Annotated in this window: 16 protein-coding genes; 12 read left to right on the top strand and 4 right to left on the bottom strand. The window is 62.3% G+C overall.

Translation table 11 applies throughout. The annotated features are described in order from the left end of the window. Window positions 1-158 precede the first annotated feature (158 nt). The 7 genes from NUH87_RS09155 (at window position 159) to csrA (ending at window position 4,227) form a co-directional block, all read left to right on the top strand. Window positions 159-689 carry a hypothetical protein gene (locus tag NUH87_RS09155; RefSeq protein ID WP_040069915.1) on the top strand — a complete coding sequence of 177 codons (531 nt, stop codon included), beginning with the start codon at window positions 159-161 and terminating at the stop codon, window positions 687-689. A 92-nt stretch (window positions 690-781) separates the two neighbouring features. Further along, window positions 782-970: a PLDc N-terminal domain-containing protein gene (locus NUH87_RS09150; protein WP_338525691.1), complete on the top strand. Its 189-nt coding sequence runs from the start codon at window positions 782-784 to the stop codon at window positions 968-970. A gap of 249 nt (window positions 971-1,219) precedes the next feature. After that, on the top strand, window positions 1,220-1,429 hold the full coding sequence (locus tag NUH87_RS09145; protein ID WP_338526772.1) for a hypothetical protein: 210 nt from the start codon (window positions 1,220-1,222) through the stop codon (window positions 1,427-1,429). A gap of 171 nt (window positions 1,430-1,600) precedes the next feature. After that, complete coding sequence (speE, locus tag NUH87_RS09140) at window positions 1,601-2,476, top strand: polyamine aminopropyltransferase (RefSeq protein WP_338525690.1); 876 nt, start codon at window positions 1,601-1,603, stop codon at window positions 2,474-2,476. 169 nt (window positions 2,477-2,645) lie between these two features. Next, window positions 2,646-3,461 carry an SDR family oxidoreductase gene (locus tag NUH87_RS09135; protein WP_338525689.1) on the top strand — a complete coding sequence of 272 codons (816 nt, stop codon included), beginning with the start codon at window positions 2,646-2,648 and terminating at the stop codon, window positions 3,459-3,461. Between the two features lie 65 nt (window positions 3,462-3,526). Then, complete coding sequence (locus tag NUH87_RS09130; protein ID WP_338525688.1) at window positions 3,527-3,859, top strand: YnfA family protein; 333 nt, start codon at window positions 3,527-3,529, stop codon at window positions 3,857-3,859. A gap of 167 nt (window positions 3,860-4,026) precedes the next feature. Further along, on the top strand, window positions 4,027-4,227 hold the full coding sequence (gene csrA, locus NUH87_RS09125; RefSeq protein ID WP_040069926.1) for a carbon storage regulator CsrA: 201 nt from the start codon (window positions 4,027-4,029) through the stop codon (window positions 4,225-4,227). A 1-nt stretch (window position 4,228) separates the two neighbouring features. On the opposite strand, the gene NUH87_RS09120 is transcribed toward csrA, so the two are convergent. Next, the gene (locus tag NUH87_RS09120) at window positions 4,229-4,456 is read right to left on the bottom strand and encodes a YheU family protein (protein WP_040069929.1); all 228 of its coding nucleotides are present in this window, start codon (window positions 4,454-4,456) and stop codon (window positions 4,229-4,231) included. Window positions 4,457-4,641: 185 nt separating this feature from the next. On the opposite strand from NUH87_RS09120, the gene NUH87_RS09115 reads away from it, so the two are divergent. Continuing rightward, window positions 4,642-5,496, top strand: coding sequence for a DNA/RNA non-specific endonuclease (locus NUH87_RS09115; protein ID WP_338525687.1), 855 nt, complete (start codon window positions 4,642-4,644; stop codon window positions 5,494-5,496). Between the two features lie 200 nt (window positions 5,497-5,696). Further along, a complete protein-coding gene (locus tag NUH87_RS09110) occupies window positions 5,697-10,580 on the top strand; it encodes an NEL-type E3 ubiquitin ligase domain-containing protein (RefSeq protein WP_338525686.1) in 4,884 nt (1,627 codons plus the stop codon). Between the two features lie 21 nt (window positions 10,581-10,601). On the opposite strand, the gene mnmC is transcribed toward NUH87_RS09110, so the two are convergent. Beyond that, on the bottom strand, window positions 10,602-12,614 hold the full coding sequence (gene mnmC / locus NUH87_RS09105) for a bifunctional tRNA (5-methylaminomethyl-2-thiouridine)(34)-methyltransferase MnmD/FAD-dependent 5-carboxymethylaminomethyl-2-thiouridine(34) oxidoreductase MnmC (RefSeq protein ID WP_338525685.1): 2,013 nt from the start codon (window positions 12,612-12,614) through the stop codon (window positions 10,602-10,604). A 140-nt stretch (window positions 12,615-12,754) separates the two neighbouring features. Here mnmC and pap point away from each other — a divergent pair, with 140 nt between their 5' ends. After that, window positions 12,755-14,272: a polyphosphate:AMP phosphotransferase gene (gene pap / locus NUH87_RS09100; protein ID WP_338525684.1), complete on the top strand. Its 1,518-nt coding sequence runs from the start codon at window positions 12,755-12,757 to the stop codon at window positions 14,270-14,272. A 108-nt stretch (window positions 14,273-14,380) separates the two neighbouring features. Continuing rightward, window positions 14,381-15,565 carry a thiolase family protein gene (locus tag NUH87_RS09095; protein WP_338525683.1) on the top strand — a complete coding sequence of 395 codons (1,185 nt, stop codon included), beginning with the start codon at window positions 14,381-14,383 and terminating at the stop codon, window positions 15,563-15,565. 20 nt (window positions 15,566-15,585) lie between these two features. Here the strand turns inward: NUH87_RS09095 and NUH87_RS09090 are convergent, their stop codons facing one another. After that, window positions 15,586-15,795 carry a DUF6316 family protein gene (locus NUH87_RS09090; RefSeq protein ID WP_338525682.1) on the bottom strand — a complete coding sequence of 70 codons (210 nt, stop codon included), beginning with the start codon at window positions 15,793-15,795 and terminating at the stop codon, window positions 15,586-15,588. A 211-nt stretch (window positions 15,796-16,006) separates the two neighbouring features. Here NUH87_RS09090 and NUH87_RS09085 point away from each other — a divergent pair, with 211 nt between their 5' ends. After that, on the top strand, window positions 16,007-16,966 hold the full coding sequence (locus tag NUH87_RS09085; RefSeq protein WP_338525681.1) for a DMT family transporter: 960 nt from the start codon (window positions 16,007-16,009) through the stop codon (window positions 16,964-16,966). A gap of 9 nt (window positions 16,967-16,975) precedes the next feature. On the opposite strand, the gene NUH87_RS09080 is transcribed toward NUH87_RS09085, so the two are convergent. Continuing rightward, window positions 16,976-18,370 (bottom strand): class II fumarate hydratase, encoded by a 1,395-nt coding sequence (locus NUH87_RS09080; protein WP_338525680.1) that lies wholly within the window; start codon window positions 18,368-18,370, stop codon window positions 16,976-16,978. Window positions 18,371-18,522 lie beyond the last annotated feature (152 nt).

The raw sequence follows: 18,522 nt of genomic DNA, 5'->3' as shown, positions 1-18,522 counted from the left end.
TTTCAAAAATCAATTTTATGAAAATAAAAATGCCAAACGGTGCTGTGACGACAACGTCTGTTGGGTCGGTAGCGGGGAGGCGGACGCAGGCGGCCCGGCGGCTGGGTGAATTGGTGTATCCTTCGCGGCTGTCATTTTCCCCGCGCCAGGACCTGCCCATGAAAACCGCCCTCGTCGAACTCATCAGCAAAATCAGCTCCGGCTGCATGGGCGAGGCCGAAATCCTGCAGATCGCCGATGAAGCGGCCCAGGCCTACGCCGACGACGCCGGCTTCCTGGCGGCCAATCCGGACATCAACTACGACGACAGCTTTCCGATTCCCCTGGGCGAATGGGTGGTGGTCGGCAGCCTGCCCGAGACGGTGCTGTTCCAGGCCGATACCTACATGGATCTGTTCGCCCGGATCGTCGACTCCTTTGGCAAGGACGTCCCTTTCAACATCAAGCCCAAGCAACTGGCCAAGGTCGAACCCTTGACCGCCTTGAACCGTATCCAGATCCAACTGAGCAGCATGAACCCGGAAATGGGCGGCTACGTGCTGGTGAATTTCAGCCAGTTGCTCGACGACGAACTCCAGGCGGTGCTGGTCTACGGCAATGACCTGCCGCGGGTACTGGCCCTGTGCGAAGAAGTCGGGATTGCCGCCGCGCCCTCGCTGGAAGCCCTGCGGGTCGCGTTGCACGTCTGAGCCCCTGCGCTGCAAGAGGCTCGCGCAATAAACTGAACCCTGGCGGTAGCCGGCTATCCTATGGGGGCAGATCCTCATCAAGGAGCAAGACCATGGGTTCGACTTTCAATGGCCTGATCGGCCTGATCATCCTGGCGCTGGATATCTGGGCCATCCTCAATGTGTTGAAAAGCGGCGCCGAAACCGGGATGAAGATCCTCTGGGTGCTGCTGATCATCCTGCTGCCGGTGCTCGGCCTGATCATCTGGGCCATCGCCGGGCCGCGCGGCAATCTGCGCTAGTGGCCGTGAATGCACGCCTGACCGAGGTGTGTGGCCGGAAGATGAGGGAACGCATTCTGGTCGTATTTCGGAAATTGCCTACGGTTCTGATTGTGGGAGGCTGACAGTGTTTATGCGGGCGAACGCCTAGGGTTTGAACAGGGCATAAAGCTTGGAAGCTTTACCCGCAGGCCTCTCTTGGATTCAAGGGATGAGCTGTCCCTAACCCCGACCCCTACGCTAAAGGATTAGCCCATGCAGGAGATGAACATGGAACAGGCCCAGCTTGAGAGAACCCATGTCGAGATCGCCAAGCTCATCGCCGAGCAGAACAAGCTCAATGCCGAGCAACACAAGCTCATTGCCGAGGCGGCAAAGATAACGCTTGAAACATTCTGGTACCCGCTCGCGATTGCCGTTGGCGTTCTCGGTACCGTGTCGACGGTCACTGCGCTGTTGATCAAATACTTCGTTCTTTGAGCGGCCGGCAGCCTTTGTCCGGGAAGCTTCGATCTGTCATCGTTCGCAACGTAGAATGCGGGCCTTTCTCTGATCATCGCGGCAATGGCCATTCGCGCCCGTTGCTTGTTCGATGACCCGTCATGGTCGGGTAACCGTCCGTTGCCACCCGCATCCACCGGAGCACTTCCCATGAGCAGCACGCCTGAAACCCACTATCAGGAAACCCTCTACGACGGCTACGGCCAGCGTTTTCGCATGGACAAGCTGCTGCACGAGGTGCGCACCGGGCACCAGCACCTGGTGATTTTCGAAAACGCCCGCATGGGCCGGGTCATGGCCCTGGACGGTGTGATCCAGACCACCGAAGCCGACGAGTTCATTTACCACGAAATGCTCACCCACGTGCCGATCCTGGCCCATGGTAGCGCCAAGCGCGTGCTGATCATTGGCGGTGGCGACGGTGGCATGCTGCGTGAAGTGGCCAAGCACCGTGGCGTCGAGCACATCACCATGGTCGAGATCGACGCCACCGTGGTCGACCTGTGCAAGCAGTTCCTGCCCGAGCATTCCAAGGGCGCGTTCGACGATGCACGGCTGAACCTGGTGATTGACGACGGCATGCGTTTCGTCGCCACCACCGAGGAAAAATTCGATGTCATCATCTCCGATTCCACCGACCCGATCGGTCCCGGGGAAGTGCTGTTTTCCGAGAACTTCTACCAGGCCTGCCGTCGCTGCCTGAACGACGGCGGCATCCTGGTGACCCAGAACGGCACGCCATTCATGCAGTTGGCCGAGGTGCAGACCACGGCGGGGCGCCTGCGCAGCCTGTTCCCGGACTGGCACTTCTACCAGGCCGCGGTACCGACCTACATCGGTGGTGCGATGACCTTTGCCTGGGGCGCGACCCACACCACCTCGCGCAAACTGTCGCTGGACACCCTGCGCCAGCGCTTTGCCGGCAGCGGTATTGTCACCCGCTACTACAACCCCGAGATCCACATCGGCGCATTTGCCTTGCCGCAATACGTGTTGCAGGCGGTGAACAAACCGAGCAACGACTGATGCGCCAGGGGCTGTACGAGAACTCGCCGAGCGGCGATCAGGCAGTTTTCGTACAGAGCCTGAGAGCAAGCTTTGCCTGGGGCATTCAGCAATCTGATGGTGCATGGGCCGGCGGTGGTCCTTCGCTACACTGCCGATCATCGTCCCCAGAACCCACAAGGCATCTGCTATGCACAATCGCATCATGATCACTGGCGCCGGCTCCGGCCTTGGCCGCGAAATCGCACTGCGCTGGGCCCGCGAAGGCTGGCGCCTGGCGCTGTCCGATGTCAGCGAGCCCGGCTTGCAGGAAACCCTGAGACTGGTGCGTGAAGCCGGAGGCGACGGTTTCACCCAGCGTTGTGACGTGCGTGACTACAGCCAGTTGACCGCCTTGGCCCAGGCGTGCGAGGTCAAGTTCGGCGGTATCGATGTGATCGTCAACAACGCTGGCGTTGCCTCGGGCGGGTTCTTCAGCGAGCTGTCCCTGGAAGACTGGGACTGGCAGATCGCGATCAACCTGATGGGGGTGGTCAAGGGGTGCAAGGCGTTCCTGCCGCTGCTGGAACAGAGCAAGGGCAAGATCATCAATATCGCCTCCATGGCGGCCCTGATGCAGGGGCCGGCCATGAGCAACTACAACGTGGCCAAGGCCGGTGTCGTCGCGTTGTCCGAAAGCCTGTTGATCGAACTCGCGCAACAGGAAGTCGGCGTGCACGTGGTCTGCCCTTCGTTTTTCCAGACCAATCTGCTGGACTCTTTCCGCGGGCCTACGCCGGCGATGAAGGCCCAGGTCGGCAAGCTGCTGGAAAGCTCGCCGATCAGCGCGAGCGACATCGCCGACTACATCTACACCCAGGTGGGCCAGGGCGAGTTCATGATCCTGCCCCATGAACAGGGTCGCCAGGCCTGGGCCCTCAAGCAGAAGAATCCGCAGTTGCTCTATGACGAAATGACCGTGATGGCCGACAAGATGCGGGCCAAGGCCAGACAAGTCCCTCATTGAGCTTGCTCGCGACTCGACGGCTGGTTAGGGTTGCCGGCAACGTGCAATCCTGACGAGTATCCGGTGTGATCAATTATCTATGGTTCTTTCTCGCGGCCCTGTTTGAAATCGCCGGTTGCTATGCCTTCTGGATGTGGCTGCGATTGGGCAAGAGCGCCTGGTGGATCGCCCCCGCGCTCTTGAGCCTGACGCTGTTTGCGCTGCTGTTGACCAAGGTCGAGGCGAGCTACGCCGGTCGGGCCTACGCGGCGTACGGTGGTATCTACATCATTGCTTCCATCGCCTGGCTGGGCGTGATCGAGCGTATTCGCCCCCTGGGTTCCGACTGGTTGGGGGCCGCGCTCTGCGTGCTGGGGGCCAGCATCATCCTGTTGGGGCCACGTTTTTCGCAGTCCTGAGACTATCTCTGTTTAGTAAAATCTCCGACCTGGACAGGTAAGCAATCTGATTCTGTAGGGCGAATCGACCCTGTCGGTCAGGGCGGGCTGATTTGCCGTTCCTGCATTGAAGGCGGTCATCGGGGCGGGCAGTCTTGGGCGCTTATAAACCCTTGAGGATGAGTGCCATGCTTGTACTGAGCCGCGTCGTGGGCGAGATGATTTCCATCGGCGATAACATCACCGTACGGATTCTCGCTGTTAACGGTAATCACGTTCGTTTCGGTGTCGAGGCGCCGAAGCACGTCAATGTGCACCGGGCGGAAATCTACCGGCGGATCCTGACCAAGCTGGGGGAGCCGGAACCTGCCCGCGACTCCGTTCTCTAGATCAGTCGAAGAACTCTTTCGGTACCGCGTGCCTGGGCAGCAACTGGCATTGCTCGCTTTCGATATCGAAGAAGATCACCGCCTGGCCCTTGCTCAACGCGTGGCGCACGCGCAGCACGCGGGTTTCCTGGGGCGTGTCGTCACCGTTGTCGGTACCGTCGCGGCTGACGAAGTCTTCGATCAGGCGGGTGAGGGTATCGGGCTCGAGTTGGTCGTAGGGAATCAGCATGGAATTGTCTCTGGCGGCTATGAGGCCTGATGCTACTGCGCCAAGGCTTGTCGGGCTACATCGGCGAGATTCAATGACATGCCTCGCGCGTATTTCACCGGAGTCTGACAGACGCGGGCAACACAGAAGGTGTTTCCTTTCGGCTGGGCTGCCAAGGGCAGATCTCGCCGATGAGGAACGACCAAATGAATCATGTTGTAGTCCATCACATTACACCGGCTTTGCGCCCGGCCCTGGCCGATACGCGTGGCTGCGCAGGCCTGCGGGCGCTCTGCTGCGGACTGTTGCTGGGGTTGGGGGGCTGTACCTCGTCATTGCAAAGTCCGGTGTCCGTTCCGGAGCCGGCGGTCGAAGAGACGGTTGCTCCAGGGCGGATCACCCTGGTCCGGGACGGTTTCAGCCTGACCTATGACTGTGAAAATCGCACGGTGGTCAGGTACGCGTATCAACTGAGCGCGGATACAGGCAGTGCAAAACGGCCCAGGGGTTTCGAACTCGACCCCGATCTGCCCGCCGGGTGCCCGACGCAATTTTCCGCCAAGGGATACAGCGCGGTGCCCGGCTGGGATCGGGGGCACCTGGTGCCCTCCAATCAGATGGACCACAGCTCGCTGGCGATTCGCCAAGCCCATTACATGAGCAATATCGTGCCCCAGGCCGCGCGCTTCAACCAGGGGATCTGGGTGCAAACGGAGGAGCTCTCCGAGTGCTATCGCGACCTGGCTCCGGTGCAGGTCTATGGCGGGGTGGTCCATGGGAATACGGAGAACGACTTCTTTCTGGAGTCCCATGGTATCCGGACACCGGACGCGTTCTGGAAAACCGTCCTGACCACCGATGCGCACGGACAAACCCGGGCCATCAGCTGGTACATCCCCAACCAGCCGACGTTGCAACCGCTGGACCGCTACATCCACAGCATCGCGGAACTGGAGGTTTTGCTGGGGGCGGACACCATCGGCATCGAGGTGAGCGACGCGATCAAGGCGCAGAAACCCGCGCGCACCTGGCCGAGGCCGCGGGACTGCGACCTGGGCTGAGCCAGCCAGAGCCGAGTCCTTGAGCGCCCCGCCGGGAGGGGCCAGGCGTTGCGCCGCGTGGCTCGGCCGGGTGCTATCCGGCTATCCGGAATGATTCGGGTTTTTGCTTTAACTTAATGATAAATAACAAGTTTTTTGTGATTTTAAAGCATGGGAAGGCTGATACCCTCGAAGGACATGGACGATAAGGGTATTTCCACATGTTGAAAGGATCGAGTGCCGGCGAACCAGATTCGGTGCCGGACGAACATAGCGCCAATGAAGAGGTGATCAAGGCCAATGCCCCGACCTGGTTGCTGGAGGCCCGTAGCGAAGACATCGCTCGACTAGGCGAGCACTTGCGCAGGAGTCAATTTTTCAAGGAGGAAGTGTCCTCATGGGTCAAGGATCTGCAAACCGTCCGGTATTTTTGCGAGCCGTTGCTGGAGACGGCGCTGCGGGATCGATTCGGAGCGGGGCTGGATATGCATCGCGATCGACTGAGAATTGCTGATCGATGGCCGGTGGTGTCGCTGTCGCCTCCCGCAGGGCCGAGCCGTGTCTTTCCGATGACCTATTCCAGCCACAGTTTGCTGGAGGCCGCCTTACAGAACTTTGCTGCGGACGAGCGTCTTCCACCCGATTCCCATCTGAGTCTGATCCGCGACGCAACGCCGCCGTCGACGCCGACGATCAGTGTGGCGTCATTCGTCGAGCTGGTGCGCGAGCTGGATCTGGGCGGTCGCTATCAGCAGCATCTGTGCAGGGTTTTCCACCTTCAGGAAGAGGCGGGGCACGAGCCGGACAGCGACGGATTGCGTATCGGGTTCAGCCTCCAGCAACAAAAAAAAACCGACATGTTGGTGGATGCTTATATCGCCTACATGAAAAAAGACATCGATGACATTGCGCTTCAACAGATCCGCCAATTGATCGAGTCGAATGTCATCGTTGGACTGGATGGCTCAAGGCTGATCGCCAACGAGTTGCGGATGCTGGGTGTGACGTTGTCGGGCATTTGCCTGTTCACCTTGCAGAATGTGCCGCAGACCGCGCCGGTCAGCATGAAGAGCCGAGTGCTGGTGCATATTCCCAATGATCCGCTCACGTGTTTCAAGCTCTACAACTCGCTTGAAGCCTTCCACGAGGAACTGCGAATCCGCCTTTGGCACCCCGCGTATCAGCGGTTCTTCTGCGGTTTTGTCAGCCAGCGCGAGCTGCCGGGTTTTCTGTCGCAGTTGAGGACGCGCCTGACCCTGGAGAGCCGGGATGCCGCTGGCAAGGTCATCCCGTCGCTGAATCACGCAGCCGATTTGCAGTTGAGGCCAGAGCCGCTGAGTCGCCAGTTGTTTTTCCATCTTTATGACCAACAGATCGTGCGGCTCCAGGAGGATGCACGGACCGTTGCCGTGCCGACCGAAGATGTCGATCAGGATGCCCGTCAGGCCAGGTATCTGTCCCGGTTGGGCCTGGGCATGACGCTGCTGAACCTGGCGGCCTTCGCCAACCCTTGGCTGGGCTTGCTGATGATGGGCGTGGCGGTCGGGCAACTGCTGGCGGAAACCTATGAGGGGTATGAGGACTGGCAGCGCGGTGAACGCGACGAGGCTATTTCGCACATGATGTCGGTGGCCGAGGATATCGTGACGATGGTCGCCATGGGTGCCGCCCTGCATGCGGGAGGCAAGGTGGTCAAGGGCCTGATGCGTCATTATTCGAGCTTTGTCGAGGATCTGCAGCCGGTCCTGTCCAGCGATGGGCGCTACCGGTTGTGGCAGGCGAACCTGCAGCCCTACCAGCATGATGTACCCCGGTTGGCAGACAAGGCACCGGACCGGGAGGGGTTTTACCCAAGTGACGACAGCGCCGACAGCCACCGTTACCTGGATATCGCCGGCCAGCCTTATCGCGGCTATCACGACGAACTGGCCGGGGGCTGGCGGCTGCGGCATCCGACTCGCGAGTCGGCCTACCGGCCTTTGCTTGAGCACAATGGCGCCGGTGCCTGGAAGCTGGTCCACGAATGGCCCTTGCAATGGCACGATCCGGTTTACCTGTTTCGTCGCCTGGGGCCTGAGGTCCGTTCCCTGAGCGATGCAACGATCGAGCGGATCCTGTCGATTCACGGACTCGACGAATCGCTGCTGCGTCGGATGCACATGAATCAGGCAACGATCCCGGCACCGGTGCTCGATTCGATACGGCGTTTCAGACTGGATCGCGAGTTGAGCTGGCTGCTGGTACCCGCCGATGCGCCAGCGTCGGCCAGGGCTCGCTTGCTCGACCTGAAGTTGCAGATTCTGCCAAGCCTTGAGGGGTGGCCCCGCGACCACACGTTGACGCTGCTGGACAGGACGCGTAAACCGCTGCGCGAATACGGGGCGGACCTGACCCAGCAGCCGCGGCGCTTGATCGTACACGCCGAGGACATCGAGGCGGACGGATTGACGGTGGTTCTGGACAAACTGATGCTTCAGGATCGCAGGGCTCTGCTCGGTCTGGAGGGGGACGCTGATGAGGCGCCTGAGCTTCTGGAGGGCGTGCTGCGCAAGCATGTGCGTGATCAGGGTGCTACGGTGTTCCAGCGTCTCTACAGGCTCTACTGCCTGACCGATGACGAGTTGCCGTTGAGCATGAGGCGACGCTTTCCTGACCTGCCGAATGGGGCCTTGCGGGAAATACTGGGGCAGGCGAACGATGTGCTGAAAGGACGCATGGAGCTGCGCGAACGCCTGCCCTTGCAGTTGATTGAAGAGGCCAATCAGAGCCTGCGTGAAATACGTGTCAATCATGCCCTGGACGGTGGCTTTCTCGAGAGCCCGGGCAGTCTGGATACGGCCAGGTTGCAGTTGCCCCTGCTGAAGACGCTGGAGGGGTGGCCTGCGGATGTGCACCTGGAGATTCGCCAGGACCGATTCGATGGCCCCTTGTTGACCGAGCTGGGCGATGACGATTTGCCCCGGCACCGGGTTCTGGTCAGGACCGCGCAAGGCTATCAGGCCTTTGATCGTACGGGCCTGGCGTTGGGGCGGCGGGTCAAGGGCCGCGAGGCACTGAGCGCTGCCTTGCTGAGCGGCCTGCGGTTGAGCGAGCGGGAGGCGCTGGGGTTCAAGCTGGACGAAGCCGACGTGTTGCACCAGCGGCTGATGTCTGACCTGCTGGCGCATCCACGCGTCGAACTTGAAGAGACCCTCGGTCTCCCGGCGCGCAAGTCCGGACAGCGCTCGCCGGCCTGGCGTGAACGCGAGACTTCGGGCTGTCTGCGCGTCAGACGCGGCGGTGTTCATGGATCGCGACGGGGGTTGCGTCGGGTGACCCGACTGTATCCCGATCTCTGTGAGCCGGAGGCGCGCAACTTCTATTTTTCCCTTGGCGACGATCCGCTCCAGGTCAGAAGCCGGCTTGAGGCGCTCGAGGAGGAACTGCGGCAGCTGAATCTGACGCTGTTCGATTGGCGAGGGGAGGAGGTACGTATCCACAGGTCGCACGCCTGGCTGGGCGGCGTGGCCGAGAGCCGTGAACAGGCCGCCGAGATCATCGAGCGTTGCTGGCGGCGACAAACGCCCAAGACCTATGACGAGAATGGCGTGGTCATTGGTCGCAGTCTGAGTCTGGCGGGTTTGCGCGTCGACAGTTTGCCGAGCTTGCCGTTCGGGATCAGTTTCGATCACGTCACCGAGCTTTCGTTGAAGAGTATGGGCCTGGCGCGTATTCCCGAAGATTTTCTCGAGCATTTTTCCAATCTGCGCAAACTGGAGTTGAACAACAATCAGCTCGAGTTCCTGCCGAGTGCGATTGCCGATATGCGCCAGCTCAGGGAACTGTACGTGCAGGACAACCGGATCGCGCTGACCTCGGGTGCGGTCAATGTGCTGTCGAGCCTGGGCCATCTTGAAGTCCTGAATCTGAGCCGCAACTTCGATATCCGCTTGCTGGATGTCGGCCAGATGCCGCACCTGCGCCGCCTGCTCCTGCGCGGGACGGGCATCGACAGCTTGCCGCCGGGCCTGTTGACGCGGATTCGCCTGTACGAAGCGGACCTGCGTGACAACCGGATCCGCAGCGTGCCGAACGATCTGTACACGGCGCCTTCACCGATCAATCGGCGGATCATCCTGCGTAACAACCCCTTTACGGTGGACGATCAGAATCTGTTGGCCGCCTATCGGACACGTACCGGCCTCACCTTCGGCATTCCGGAGACGGAACTGGCGTTGGATGAGTACAGTGCGCGCCAGCGCTGGCTGGCCGATATAGAGGATGTGGAGCGCCGTGACACCTTGCGGGACCTGTGGCATGACTTGCGGCATGAAGAGGGTTCCGAGGAGTTTTTCATGTTGTTGGGGCGCTTGAGCGGTAGCGCGGAGTATCAGAAGATTCGCGCGGACCTGACGCGACGTGTCTGGGAGGTGCTGGGGGAGGCGGCCGAAGACACAACGTTACGCAGTGAGCTGTTCGACCTGGCGGCCAACCCGATGACGTGCGTCGACAGTGCCGCGCGAAATTTCAGCCATCTGGAAGTCCGGATGTTGCTGGCCAGGGCCCGCACCCTGGCGGCCAGAAGCGATGAGCCGACGGAGTTGCTGAAGTTGGCGCGCGGTTTGTTTCGTCTGGAGCGTATTGACGAGATTGCCAGGGATCATGTCAAGGCGCTGCGCGACAGTTCCGAGGTGCCTTCAGCGAGTACGGTCGATGAGCTCGAAGTGCACCTGGCCTATCGGGTGGGGCTGGGGCGCTCCCTGTATCTGCCCGGGCAACCGAAGGAAATGTTCTTCAGGTCGATTGCCAATGTCACCGGGGAGCAGATCCTGGAGGCCCGCAGTCGTATCCGGGAGGCTGAGGGCACATCGGCCCTGACGGGCTTCATTGCTTCGCGCGATTTCTGGATCGACTTCCTGAAAAAGAAATATCCGCGTGATTTCTTCCGGTTCAACAAGCCGTTTCATGATCAGGAAGAAAAATTGCTGGAAAACTCCCCGGATATGCTCAGCGAGTCCTATGCCCGACGTTTGTCCGTGCTGATGGAGAACCGCATCGCCGAAGAGCAGGCCTTTCTCGAAACGCTGACCCAGACCGAACTGGATGAGCATCCCGAGCCGTTCTGAGTCGGCGTCGGGGGGATAAATTCAGGCACCTGTCCGAGGCTTGCCCTGGCCTCGAATCAGCGCCCGCAAGGCGAAGCGATTCGGATGGCAGGCCTCGGCGACGCTGCGTGGCAGCGGCAGCGGCTCGTTCTCCAGCCAGGCAGCGAGCAACTCGCCGGAGAGCGGTGCACTGATCAGGCCACGGGAGCCGTGGCCGCTGTTGATATACAGCCCTTCAAGCCATGGGCAGGTGACCTGCGGTATCTGCCGGGCATCCCGGGCGAGGATGCCGTAGGTTTCGGCGAAGTGCTCCGGATCCGCCAGCGGTCCGACCACCGGGAGATAGTCCGCACTGGTGCAGCGAAAGGCGGCACGGCCTTGCAACTGCTCCGGGGCCAGTTCCGCGGCGTTCAGGCGCACCGCCAGATCGCGCGAGATGTCCTGCAACAGCGCCAGGTTGCCGAGGTGCTCCGCCGTGGTGGGGGCCAGATCCTCGCTCTTGAAGTCGAAGCTGGCGCCCAGGGTATGTTCACCGAGGCGTGCCGGCGCGACATAGCCTTCGGCGCAGACCACGGTTTTCAAGGCGGCGCTGTCGGCGGTCTGCGCCAGGCGGGTGATCTGCCCGCGGATGCGCTTGAGCGGCAACCCCGCGCTGGCCGCAAAGCGTTTCACTTCGGCGGCTCCGGCGAGGACCACCACCGGGGCGCTGCCCAGCAGGGTATCGGCGTCCCACGCCTGCCATTGGTCATCGACCTTGCGCAGTTCGATGGCGTCGCTGTGCAGGCGTACTGCAATGTTCGGGTGTTTGGCCTGCTTCTGGCACAAGGCGGGCGGATGGACCCAGCCGCCTTCCGGGAAGAACAGCCCGCCGTGCTCCAGGGCCACGCCGGCCAGGGCTTCCGACTGGGCTTGATCCAGTACCTGCAACAACTCGGGGCTGAAGGCGGCGGCCAACTGCGCCTGGCGCTCGGCCTCCTTCTCGTCGAAGGCCAGTTGCAGGACGCCGCAACCCTCCCAATCAAGGCCTTTGTGCAACTGTTCGAGCAAGCGCCGGGTATGGCCGAAACCGCTGAGGATCAGTTGTGACAGCGCCGTGCCGTGGGCCGACAGCTTGAGGTAGAGCACGCCTTGCGGGTTGCCCGAGGCTTCCTGGGCCAGGGCCTCGTGGCGTTCCAGCAGGCTGACCTGCCAGCCACGGGCGGCGAGGCTCGCGGCACTGGCGCAACCGGCCAGGCCACCGCCGATCACCAGCGCGCGGCGTTCGCCGATGGGCGGGTGTGGGCGGGCGAACCACGGCCTGGCCGGCAACGGTGCGGGGATGTCCGCGGGCCAGCCGATGAAGTCGCCCCGCAGGATCTCCCACTTGTGGCCGATACCGGGGGTGCGGCGCATCTTGAAGCCGGCTGCATTCAGTGAGCGGCGGACCCAGCCGGTGCTGGTGAAAGTGCTCAGGGTCGCGCCGGGGGCCGCCAGCCGCGCCAGTTCGGCGAACAGTTCGGGGGTCCACATCGCGGGATTTTTCGCCGGGGCGAAGCCATCGAGGAACCAGGCGTCGATCCGGGCATCCAGTTGCGGCAGCTGTTCCAGGGCATCGCCGATCAACAGCGTCAGGGTCACCCGGCCATCCTCCAGCACCAGTCGCTGGAAGCCTTGATGAATGGCGACATACTGAGCGAGCAATTGCGCGCCGAGCGTCGCCAGTTCGGGCCAGAGGGCAAGGGCGCGGTGCAGGTCGGCCCGGCTCAGCGGGTACTTTTCCACGCTGACGAAATGCAGGCGGGCGCCTGGCACCGCGCAGCGGTTGAACAACTGCCAGGCGCAGAGGAAATTCAGCCCGGTACCGAAGCCGGTTTCGCCGATCACCAGGCGCTCGTTCGGCCCCAGGGCGGCAAAGCGCTCCTCCAGGCGATTCTGCTCGAGGAATACGTAGCGGGTTTCCTCCAGGCCCGAGTGGTCGGAAAAGTACACGTCGTCGAAGACCCGCGAGTGCGGGCGACCTTGGTCATCCCAGTCGATCTGGGCGTGGGCGGGAGGGGGAGGCAATACGCGGGTCATGGGGCAACTCGACGGCAACAAGGCGGCTATTCTAGCCCATTGCCGGACGCCGGATTGATCCACGGCAAGGCCTGGGGATTTCCCGTCACAAAACAGGGTCCGATCCGTTAGTCTTGCGCCATCTTGGAAGGGAGTCGCCCATGTTTGAATCCGCCGAAATCGGTCACGCCATCGACAAAGACACCTACGACGCCGAAGTCCCGGCCCTGCGCGAAGCCTTGCTGGAGGCGCAGTACGAACTCCATCAGCAAAAGCGCTTTCCGGTCATTGTGCTGATCAATGGGATCGAAGGGGCGGGCAAGGGCGAGACGGTCAAGCTGCTCAACGAGTGGATGGACCCACGCCTGATCGAGGTCCGTACCTTCGACCAGCAAACCGATGAGGAACTGGCCCGGCCGCCGGCCTGGCGCTACTGGCGGCAGTTGCCGGCCAAGGGCCGCATGGGCGTGTTCTTCGGCAACTGGTACAGCCAGATGTTGCAGGGACGGGTGCATGGACATTTCAAGGACGCCGTACTGGACCAGGCGATCAATGGCGCCGAGCGCCTGGAGAAAATGCTCTGCGACGAAGGCGCGCTGATCTTCAAGTTCTGGTTCCACCTGTCCAAGAAGCAGATGAAGGCCCGCCTCAAATCCCTGCAGGATGACCCGTTGCACAGCTGGCGCATCAGCCCGTTGGATTGGCAGCAGTCGGAGACTTACGACCAGTTCGTGCATTTCGGCGAGCGGGTGCTGCGCCGCACCAGCCGCGACTATGCCCCCTGGCATGTGGTCGAGGGAGTCGACCCGCATTACCGCAGCCTGACCGTGGGCAAGATCCTTCTCGAAGGGTTGCAGACGGCGCTCAAGACCAAGGACGCCAAGCCGCGCCCGACCAATGCCGCGCCCCTGCTTTCGGGGGTCGACGAACTGAGCCTGCTGGGCAGCCTGGACCTGAGCCAGCACCTGGACAAGGACGACTATGAAGAGCAACTGATTACCGAGCAGGCGCGGCTGGCCGGCCTGCTGCGGGACAAACGCATGCGCCGGCACGCGCTGGTGGCGGTGTTCGAAGGCAATGACGCGGCAGGCAAGGGCGGGGCGATCCGGCGGGTGGCGGCGGCGCTCGATCCACGGCAATACCGCATCATTCCCATCGCCGCGCCGACCGAGGACGAACGCGCCCAGCCTTACCTCTGGCGGTTCTGGCGGCAGATCCCGGCGCGGGGCAAGTTCACCGTGTTCGACCGTTCCTGGTATGGCCGGGTGCTGGTGGAGCGGATCGAAGGGTTCTGCAGCCAGGCCGACTGGATGCGCGCCTACAGTGAAATCAACGATTTCGAGGAGCAACTGAGCGACGCCGGGGTGATCGTGGTGAAGTTCTGGCTGGCCATCGACAAGCAGACCCAGCTGGAGCGCTTCCAGGAACGTGAAGAGATTCCGTTCAAGCGGTTCAAGATCACCGAGGACGATTGGCGCAACCGCGAGAAATGGGACCTGTACCGCGATGCCGTCGGCGATATGGTTGACCGTACCAGCACCGAAGTGGCGCCCTGGACGCTGGTGGAAGCCAATGACAAGCGCTGGGCCCGGGTCAAGGTGCTGCGCACGCTCAACCGGGCGATCGAGGACGCGTTCGAAAAACGCGACAAGCACGACAAGAAGGGCAAGTCGAAGTAGGACAATGGCCGCGCATACGCCGGGTGAATGATTGTCGCGGTCGGGAATCGGGTGGGCTTATGCTCGCTCGATCCTTCAAACCGACAACAACAATCAATGAGGTGGGCCATGCGTGAAGTGGTGATCGTCGACAGCGTGCGGACTGGCCTGGCCAAGTCCTTTCGCGGCAAATTCAACCAGACCCGGCCGGACGACATGGCGGCCCATTGCGTCAATGCCTTGCTCAGCCGCAACGGCATCGACCCGGCCAGCGTCGAGGATTGCATCGTCGGTGCCGGTTCCAACGAAGGTGCGCAGGGCTACAACATCGGGCGCAATGTCGCGGTGTTGTCGAAGCTGGGCACCGGCACCGCCGGCATGACCCTCAATCGCTTCTGCTCGTCGGGCTTGCAGGCCATCGCCATTGCCGCCAACCAGATTGCCTCCGGTTGCAGCGAGATCATCGTCGCCGGCGGGGTCGAATCCATCAGCCTGACGATGAAAAGCGTCAACACCGACAACCTGATCAACCCGTTGCTCAAGGAGCAGGTGCCGGGGATCTATTTCCCCATGGGCCAGACCGCCGAGATCGTCGCGCGGCGCTACGGTGTCAGTCGCGAGCAGCAGGACCTCTACGCGCTGCAAAGTCAGCAGCGCACCGCCGCCGCCCAGGCCGCGGGGCTGTTCAATGATGAAATCGTGCCGATGGCCGTGACCTACGCGGTCGAGGACAAGGCCAGCGGGCAGATCCAGCGTCTCGAGGGTGTGGTGGATCGCGATGACTGCAATCGTCCGGACACCACGCTGGAAAGTCTGGCCGGGTTGAAACCGGTGTTTGCCGAAGACGGGTCGGTGACGGCGGGCAACTCGTCGCAACTGTCCGACGGTGCCTCGATGACCCTGGTGATGAGCCTGGAAAAAGCCCTGGAGCTGGGGCTCACGCCCAAGGCGCTGTTCCGCGGTTTTGCCGTGGCCGGTTGCGAACCGGACGAGATGGGCATCGGTCCGGTGTTCTCGGTGCCAAGGCTGCTCAAGGCCAAGGGCCTGAGCGTGGCGGACATCGATCTGTGGGAGTTGAACGAGGCGTTTGCCTCCCAGTGCCTGTACAGCCGTGATCGGTTGGGCATCGACAACGAGAAGTACAACGTCAACGGCGGTTCGATTTCCATCGGCCATCCGTTCGGCATGACCGGCTCGCGCCAGGTCGGGCATCTGGTGCGCGAGCTGCAACGGCGCAAGCTGCGTTATGGCATCGTCACCATGTGCGTGGGCGGTGGCATGGGCGCGACGGGACTGTTCGAAGCGTTGCGCTGAGCCGGGGCAAAACCCTGTTTCTACAGGGTTTGGCTGGCCTTGATGGCGTTGGCCAGTTGCATGCGTGTGACATACACCTGGGTTCCGCGCTCGGCATCGGTGCGGGTAAAGAACGGCCCTTCCAGGGTGTTTTCCCGGGTGCTGAAAAAAAACCGGCCGTTGATGGTGGACACCCGATGACTGCGGAAATGGGTGGCCTCGGTGCTGTCTTGCGCGCGTTTACCGAACATGACGAAATCTCGCTGGTGAACATGGCTGTCAAGAATTCAGCATAAGACGTATGAAGATAGCGCGCCTGATCAGCCGATCAATGGCGGGAGCCAATTTATTGGCGACGCTCCTGGCACGGTCGAGGTCGCATCCGGCTGCGGTTTCCGGCTGCGTTGCCGCATCTGCCGGGTCTAGAATGGCGGCATCCCCCACATGGCCACAGGACTCCTCATGCACATCTCATCCGGTCGCTGGGGTTATGGTCTGTTCCTGGCGCTGCTGACCGCCGTGCTCTGGGGCATTCTGCCGATCAAGCTCAAGCTGGTGTTGCAGGTGATGGATCCGGTGACCGTGACCTGGTGCCGATTGATCGTCTCGGGGGGCTTTCTCTTCGTTTACCTGGCGGCGACCCGACGTTTGCCGAGCCGGCGAGACCTCGGGCCCCGGGGCGGTTGGCTGGTGTTGCTGGCGGTGCTCGGCCTGGTGGGCAACTACGTACTTTACCTGATGGGCTTGAACCGGCTCAGCCCCGGTACCGCGCAACTGGTGGTGCAAATGGGGCCGATCTTCCTGTTGATCGCCAGCCTGTTCGTGTTCAAGGAGCGGTTCAGCCTGGGGCAGGGGATCGGGCTGCTGGTGCTGCTGTTCGGCTTCGGCCTGTTTTTCAACCAGCGCCTGGAAGAGCTGCTGACCTCCCTGGGGACTTACACCGCCGGTGTCCTGCTGGTGCTGTTGGCGTCCACGGTCTGGACCTTCTATGCCTTGAGCCAGAAGCAATTGTTGACGGTGTGGAATTCGTTGCAGGTGATGATGGTGATCTACCTGTCTTGCGCCTTGTTGCTCACGCCCTGGGCGCATCCGGCCGAAGTCCTGCAACTGAGTCCGTTGCAGGGCTGGCTGTTGCTCGCTTGCTGCTTCAACACCCTGGTGGCCTACGGGGCCTTTGCCGAGGCCCTGGCGCACTGGGAGGCCTCGCGGGTCAGCGCGACCCTGGCGATCACGCCCCTGGTGACCTTTGCCGCGGTGGCCCTGGCGGCCTGGCTGTGGCCCGGGTTTGTCCAGGCCGAGGACATCAACGGCCTGGGTTATGGCGGGGCGCTGCTGGTGGTGCTGGGGTCGGCGCTGGTGGCGTTGGGGCCGTCGCTGATGGCCGGGCTCAAGGCCCGGCGCATGCGCCTGACTGCGAATTGAAGCCCGGCGTCAGCCGTTCTTGCCGGATTCGAGCATGTTCTCCGGGCGGACCCAGGTGTCGAACTCCTCGTCGGTCAGGTAACCGAGTTCCAGCGCCGCCTCGCGCAAGGTCAGGTTTTCGCCATAGGCCTTCTTGGCAATCTGGGCCGCCTTGTCGTAGCCGATATGCGGATTCAACGCCGTCACCAGCATCAGGCCGCGTTCCAGATGCGCGGCCATCTGTAGCGGGTCGGGTTCCAGCCCGGCAATGCAGTGCTGCTGGAAGTTGCTGCAACCATCCCCGAGCAGACGGATCGACTGCAGCAGGTTGTGGATGATCACCGGTTTGAAGACATTGAGCTGCAGGTGACCCTGGCTCGCGGCAAAGCCGATCGTCACGTCATTGCCCATCACCTGGCAGGCCAGCATCGACAACGCCTCGCACTGGGTCGGGTTGACCTTGCCGGGCATGATCGAACTGCCCGGTTCGTTGGCCGGCAACTTGACCTCGGCCAGCCCGGCACGGGGCCCGGAGCCCAGCAGGCGCAGGTCGTTGGCGATTTTCATCAGGGCCACGGCCAGGGTTTTCAGGGCGCCGGAGAGGGTGGTCAAGGGTTCATGGCCGGCCAGGGCGGCGAACTTGTTCGGTGCGCTGGTGAACGGCAAGCCGGACAGCGCCGCCAGTTCGGCGGCGATCGCCTCGGCAAAGCCGTGGGGTGCATTGAGCCCGGTGCCCACGGCGGTGCCGCCCTGGGCCAGTTCGCACACCGCCGGCAACGCCGAGCGAATCGCCCGCTCGGCGTAGCCCAGTTGCGCGATATAAGCCGAGACTTCCTGGCCGAAAGTGATCGGCGTGGCATCCATCATATGGGTGCGCCCGGTCTTCACCAGCTTCATGTGCCGCGCTGCCAGTTCCTTCAGCCCGCCGGACAACTCGGCAATGGCTGGCAACAAATGCCGATACACCGCCTGGGCGGCGGCGATGTGCATCGCGGTGGGGAAACAGTCGTTGGAACTCTGGGAACGGTTGACGTGATCGTTGGGGTGTACTGGCAACTTGCCGCCGCGGCCCTTGCCCGCCAGCTCGTTGGCGCGCCCGGCAATCACTTCGTTGGCGTTCATGTTGCTCTGGGTGCCGCTGCCGGTCTGCCAGACCGCCAGTGGGAATTGGTCGTCATGCCCGCCGAGCAGCACTTCGTCGGCGGCCTGTTCGATCAGCCGGGCGACATCGGCGGGCAGGTCGCCATTGCGGCTGTTGACCCGTGCCGCGGCCTTCTTGATCAGCGCCAGGGCGTGCATGACCGCCAGGGGCATTTTTTCCGTGCCGATGGCGAAGTTGATCAGCGAACGCTGGGTCTGGGCGCCCCAGTAGGCGTCTTCCGGTACATCCACCTGGCCAAGGCTGTCGGTTTCGATGCGGCTCATTCGGGTTCACTCCTGAAGGCGGGTTAGCAAAGTTTAGGTCCTGATCGGGCGCTTGGGTTCCCTTCCGGGTTTTTACCCGTTTCAAGACCGCCGGACAGCCGCGCGGCAGCCTCGGGGTTGAGTGACACACTTTGTTAGGCGCAGAATGGTCG

It is taken from the genome of Pseudomonas batumici (genome assembly GCF_036585405.1).
Classification (GTDB): Bacteria; Pseudomonadota; Gammaproteobacteria; order Pseudomonadales; family Pseudomonadaceae; genus Aquipseudomonas; species Aquipseudomonas batumici.
Note: the sequence above shows the minus strand (reverse complement) of the source record. Positions and strands in the feature narration are given on the sequence as shown.

Excerpts from the sequence above, each read along its gene's own strand:
- NUH87_RS09155 (WP_040069915.1), top strand. The coding sequence starts at position 159 with ATGAAAACCGCCCTCGTCGAACTCATCAGCAAAATCAGCTCCGGCTGC.
- NUH87_RS09150 (WP_338525691.1), top strand. The coding sequence starts at position 782 with ATGGGTTCGACTTTCAATGGCCTGATCGGCCTGATCATCCTGGCGCTG.
- NUH87_RS09145 (WP_338526772.1), top strand. The coding sequence starts at position 1,220 with ATGGAACAGGCCCAGCTTGAGAGAACCCATGTCGAGATCGCCAAGCTC.
- speE (WP_338525690.1), top strand. The coding sequence starts at position 1,601 with ATGAGCAGCACGCCTGAAACCCACTATCAGGAAACCCTCTACGACGGC.
- NUH87_RS09135 (WP_338525689.1), top strand. The coding sequence starts at position 2,646 with ATGCACAATCGCATCATGATCACTGGCGCCGGCTCCGGCCTTGGCCGC.
- csrA (WP_040069926.1), top strand. The coding sequence starts at position 4,027 with ATGCTTGTACTGAGCCGCGTCGTGGGCGAGATGATTTCCATCGGCGAT.
- NUH87_RS09120 (WP_040069929.1), bottom strand. The coding sequence starts at position 4,456 with ATGCTGATTCCCTACGACCAACTCGAGCCCGATACCCTCACCCGCCTG.
- NUH87_RS09115 (WP_338525687.1), top strand. The coding sequence starts at position 4,642 with ATGAATCATGTTGTAGTCCATCACATTACACCGGCTTTGCGCCCGGCC.
- NUH87_RS09110 (WP_338525686.1), top strand. The coding sequence starts at position 5,697 with ATGTTGAAAGGATCGAGTGCCGGCGAACCAGATTCGGTGCCGGACGAA.
- mnmC (WP_338525685.1), bottom strand. The coding sequence starts at position 12,614 with ATGACCCGCGTATTGCCTCCCCCTCCCGCCCACGCCCAGATCGACTGG.
- pap (WP_338525684.1), top strand. The coding sequence starts at position 12,755 with ATGTTTGAATCCGCCGAAATCGGTCACGCCATCGACAAAGACACCTAC.
- NUH87_RS09095 (WP_338525683.1), top strand. The coding sequence starts at position 14,381 with ATGCGTGAAGTGGTGATCGTCGACAGCGTGCGGACTGGCCTGGCCAAG.
- NUH87_RS09090 (WP_338525682.1), bottom strand. The coding sequence starts at position 15,795 with ATGTTCGGTAAACGCGCGCAAGACAGCACCGAGGCCACCCATTTCCGC.
- NUH87_RS09085 (WP_338525681.1), top strand. The coding sequence starts at position 16,007 with ATGCACATCTCATCCGGTCGCTGGGGTTATGGTCTGTTCCTGGCGCTG.
- NUH87_RS09080 (WP_338525680.1), bottom strand. The coding sequence starts at position 18,370 with ATGAGCCGCATCGAAACCGACAGCCTTGGCCAGGTGGATGTACCGGAA.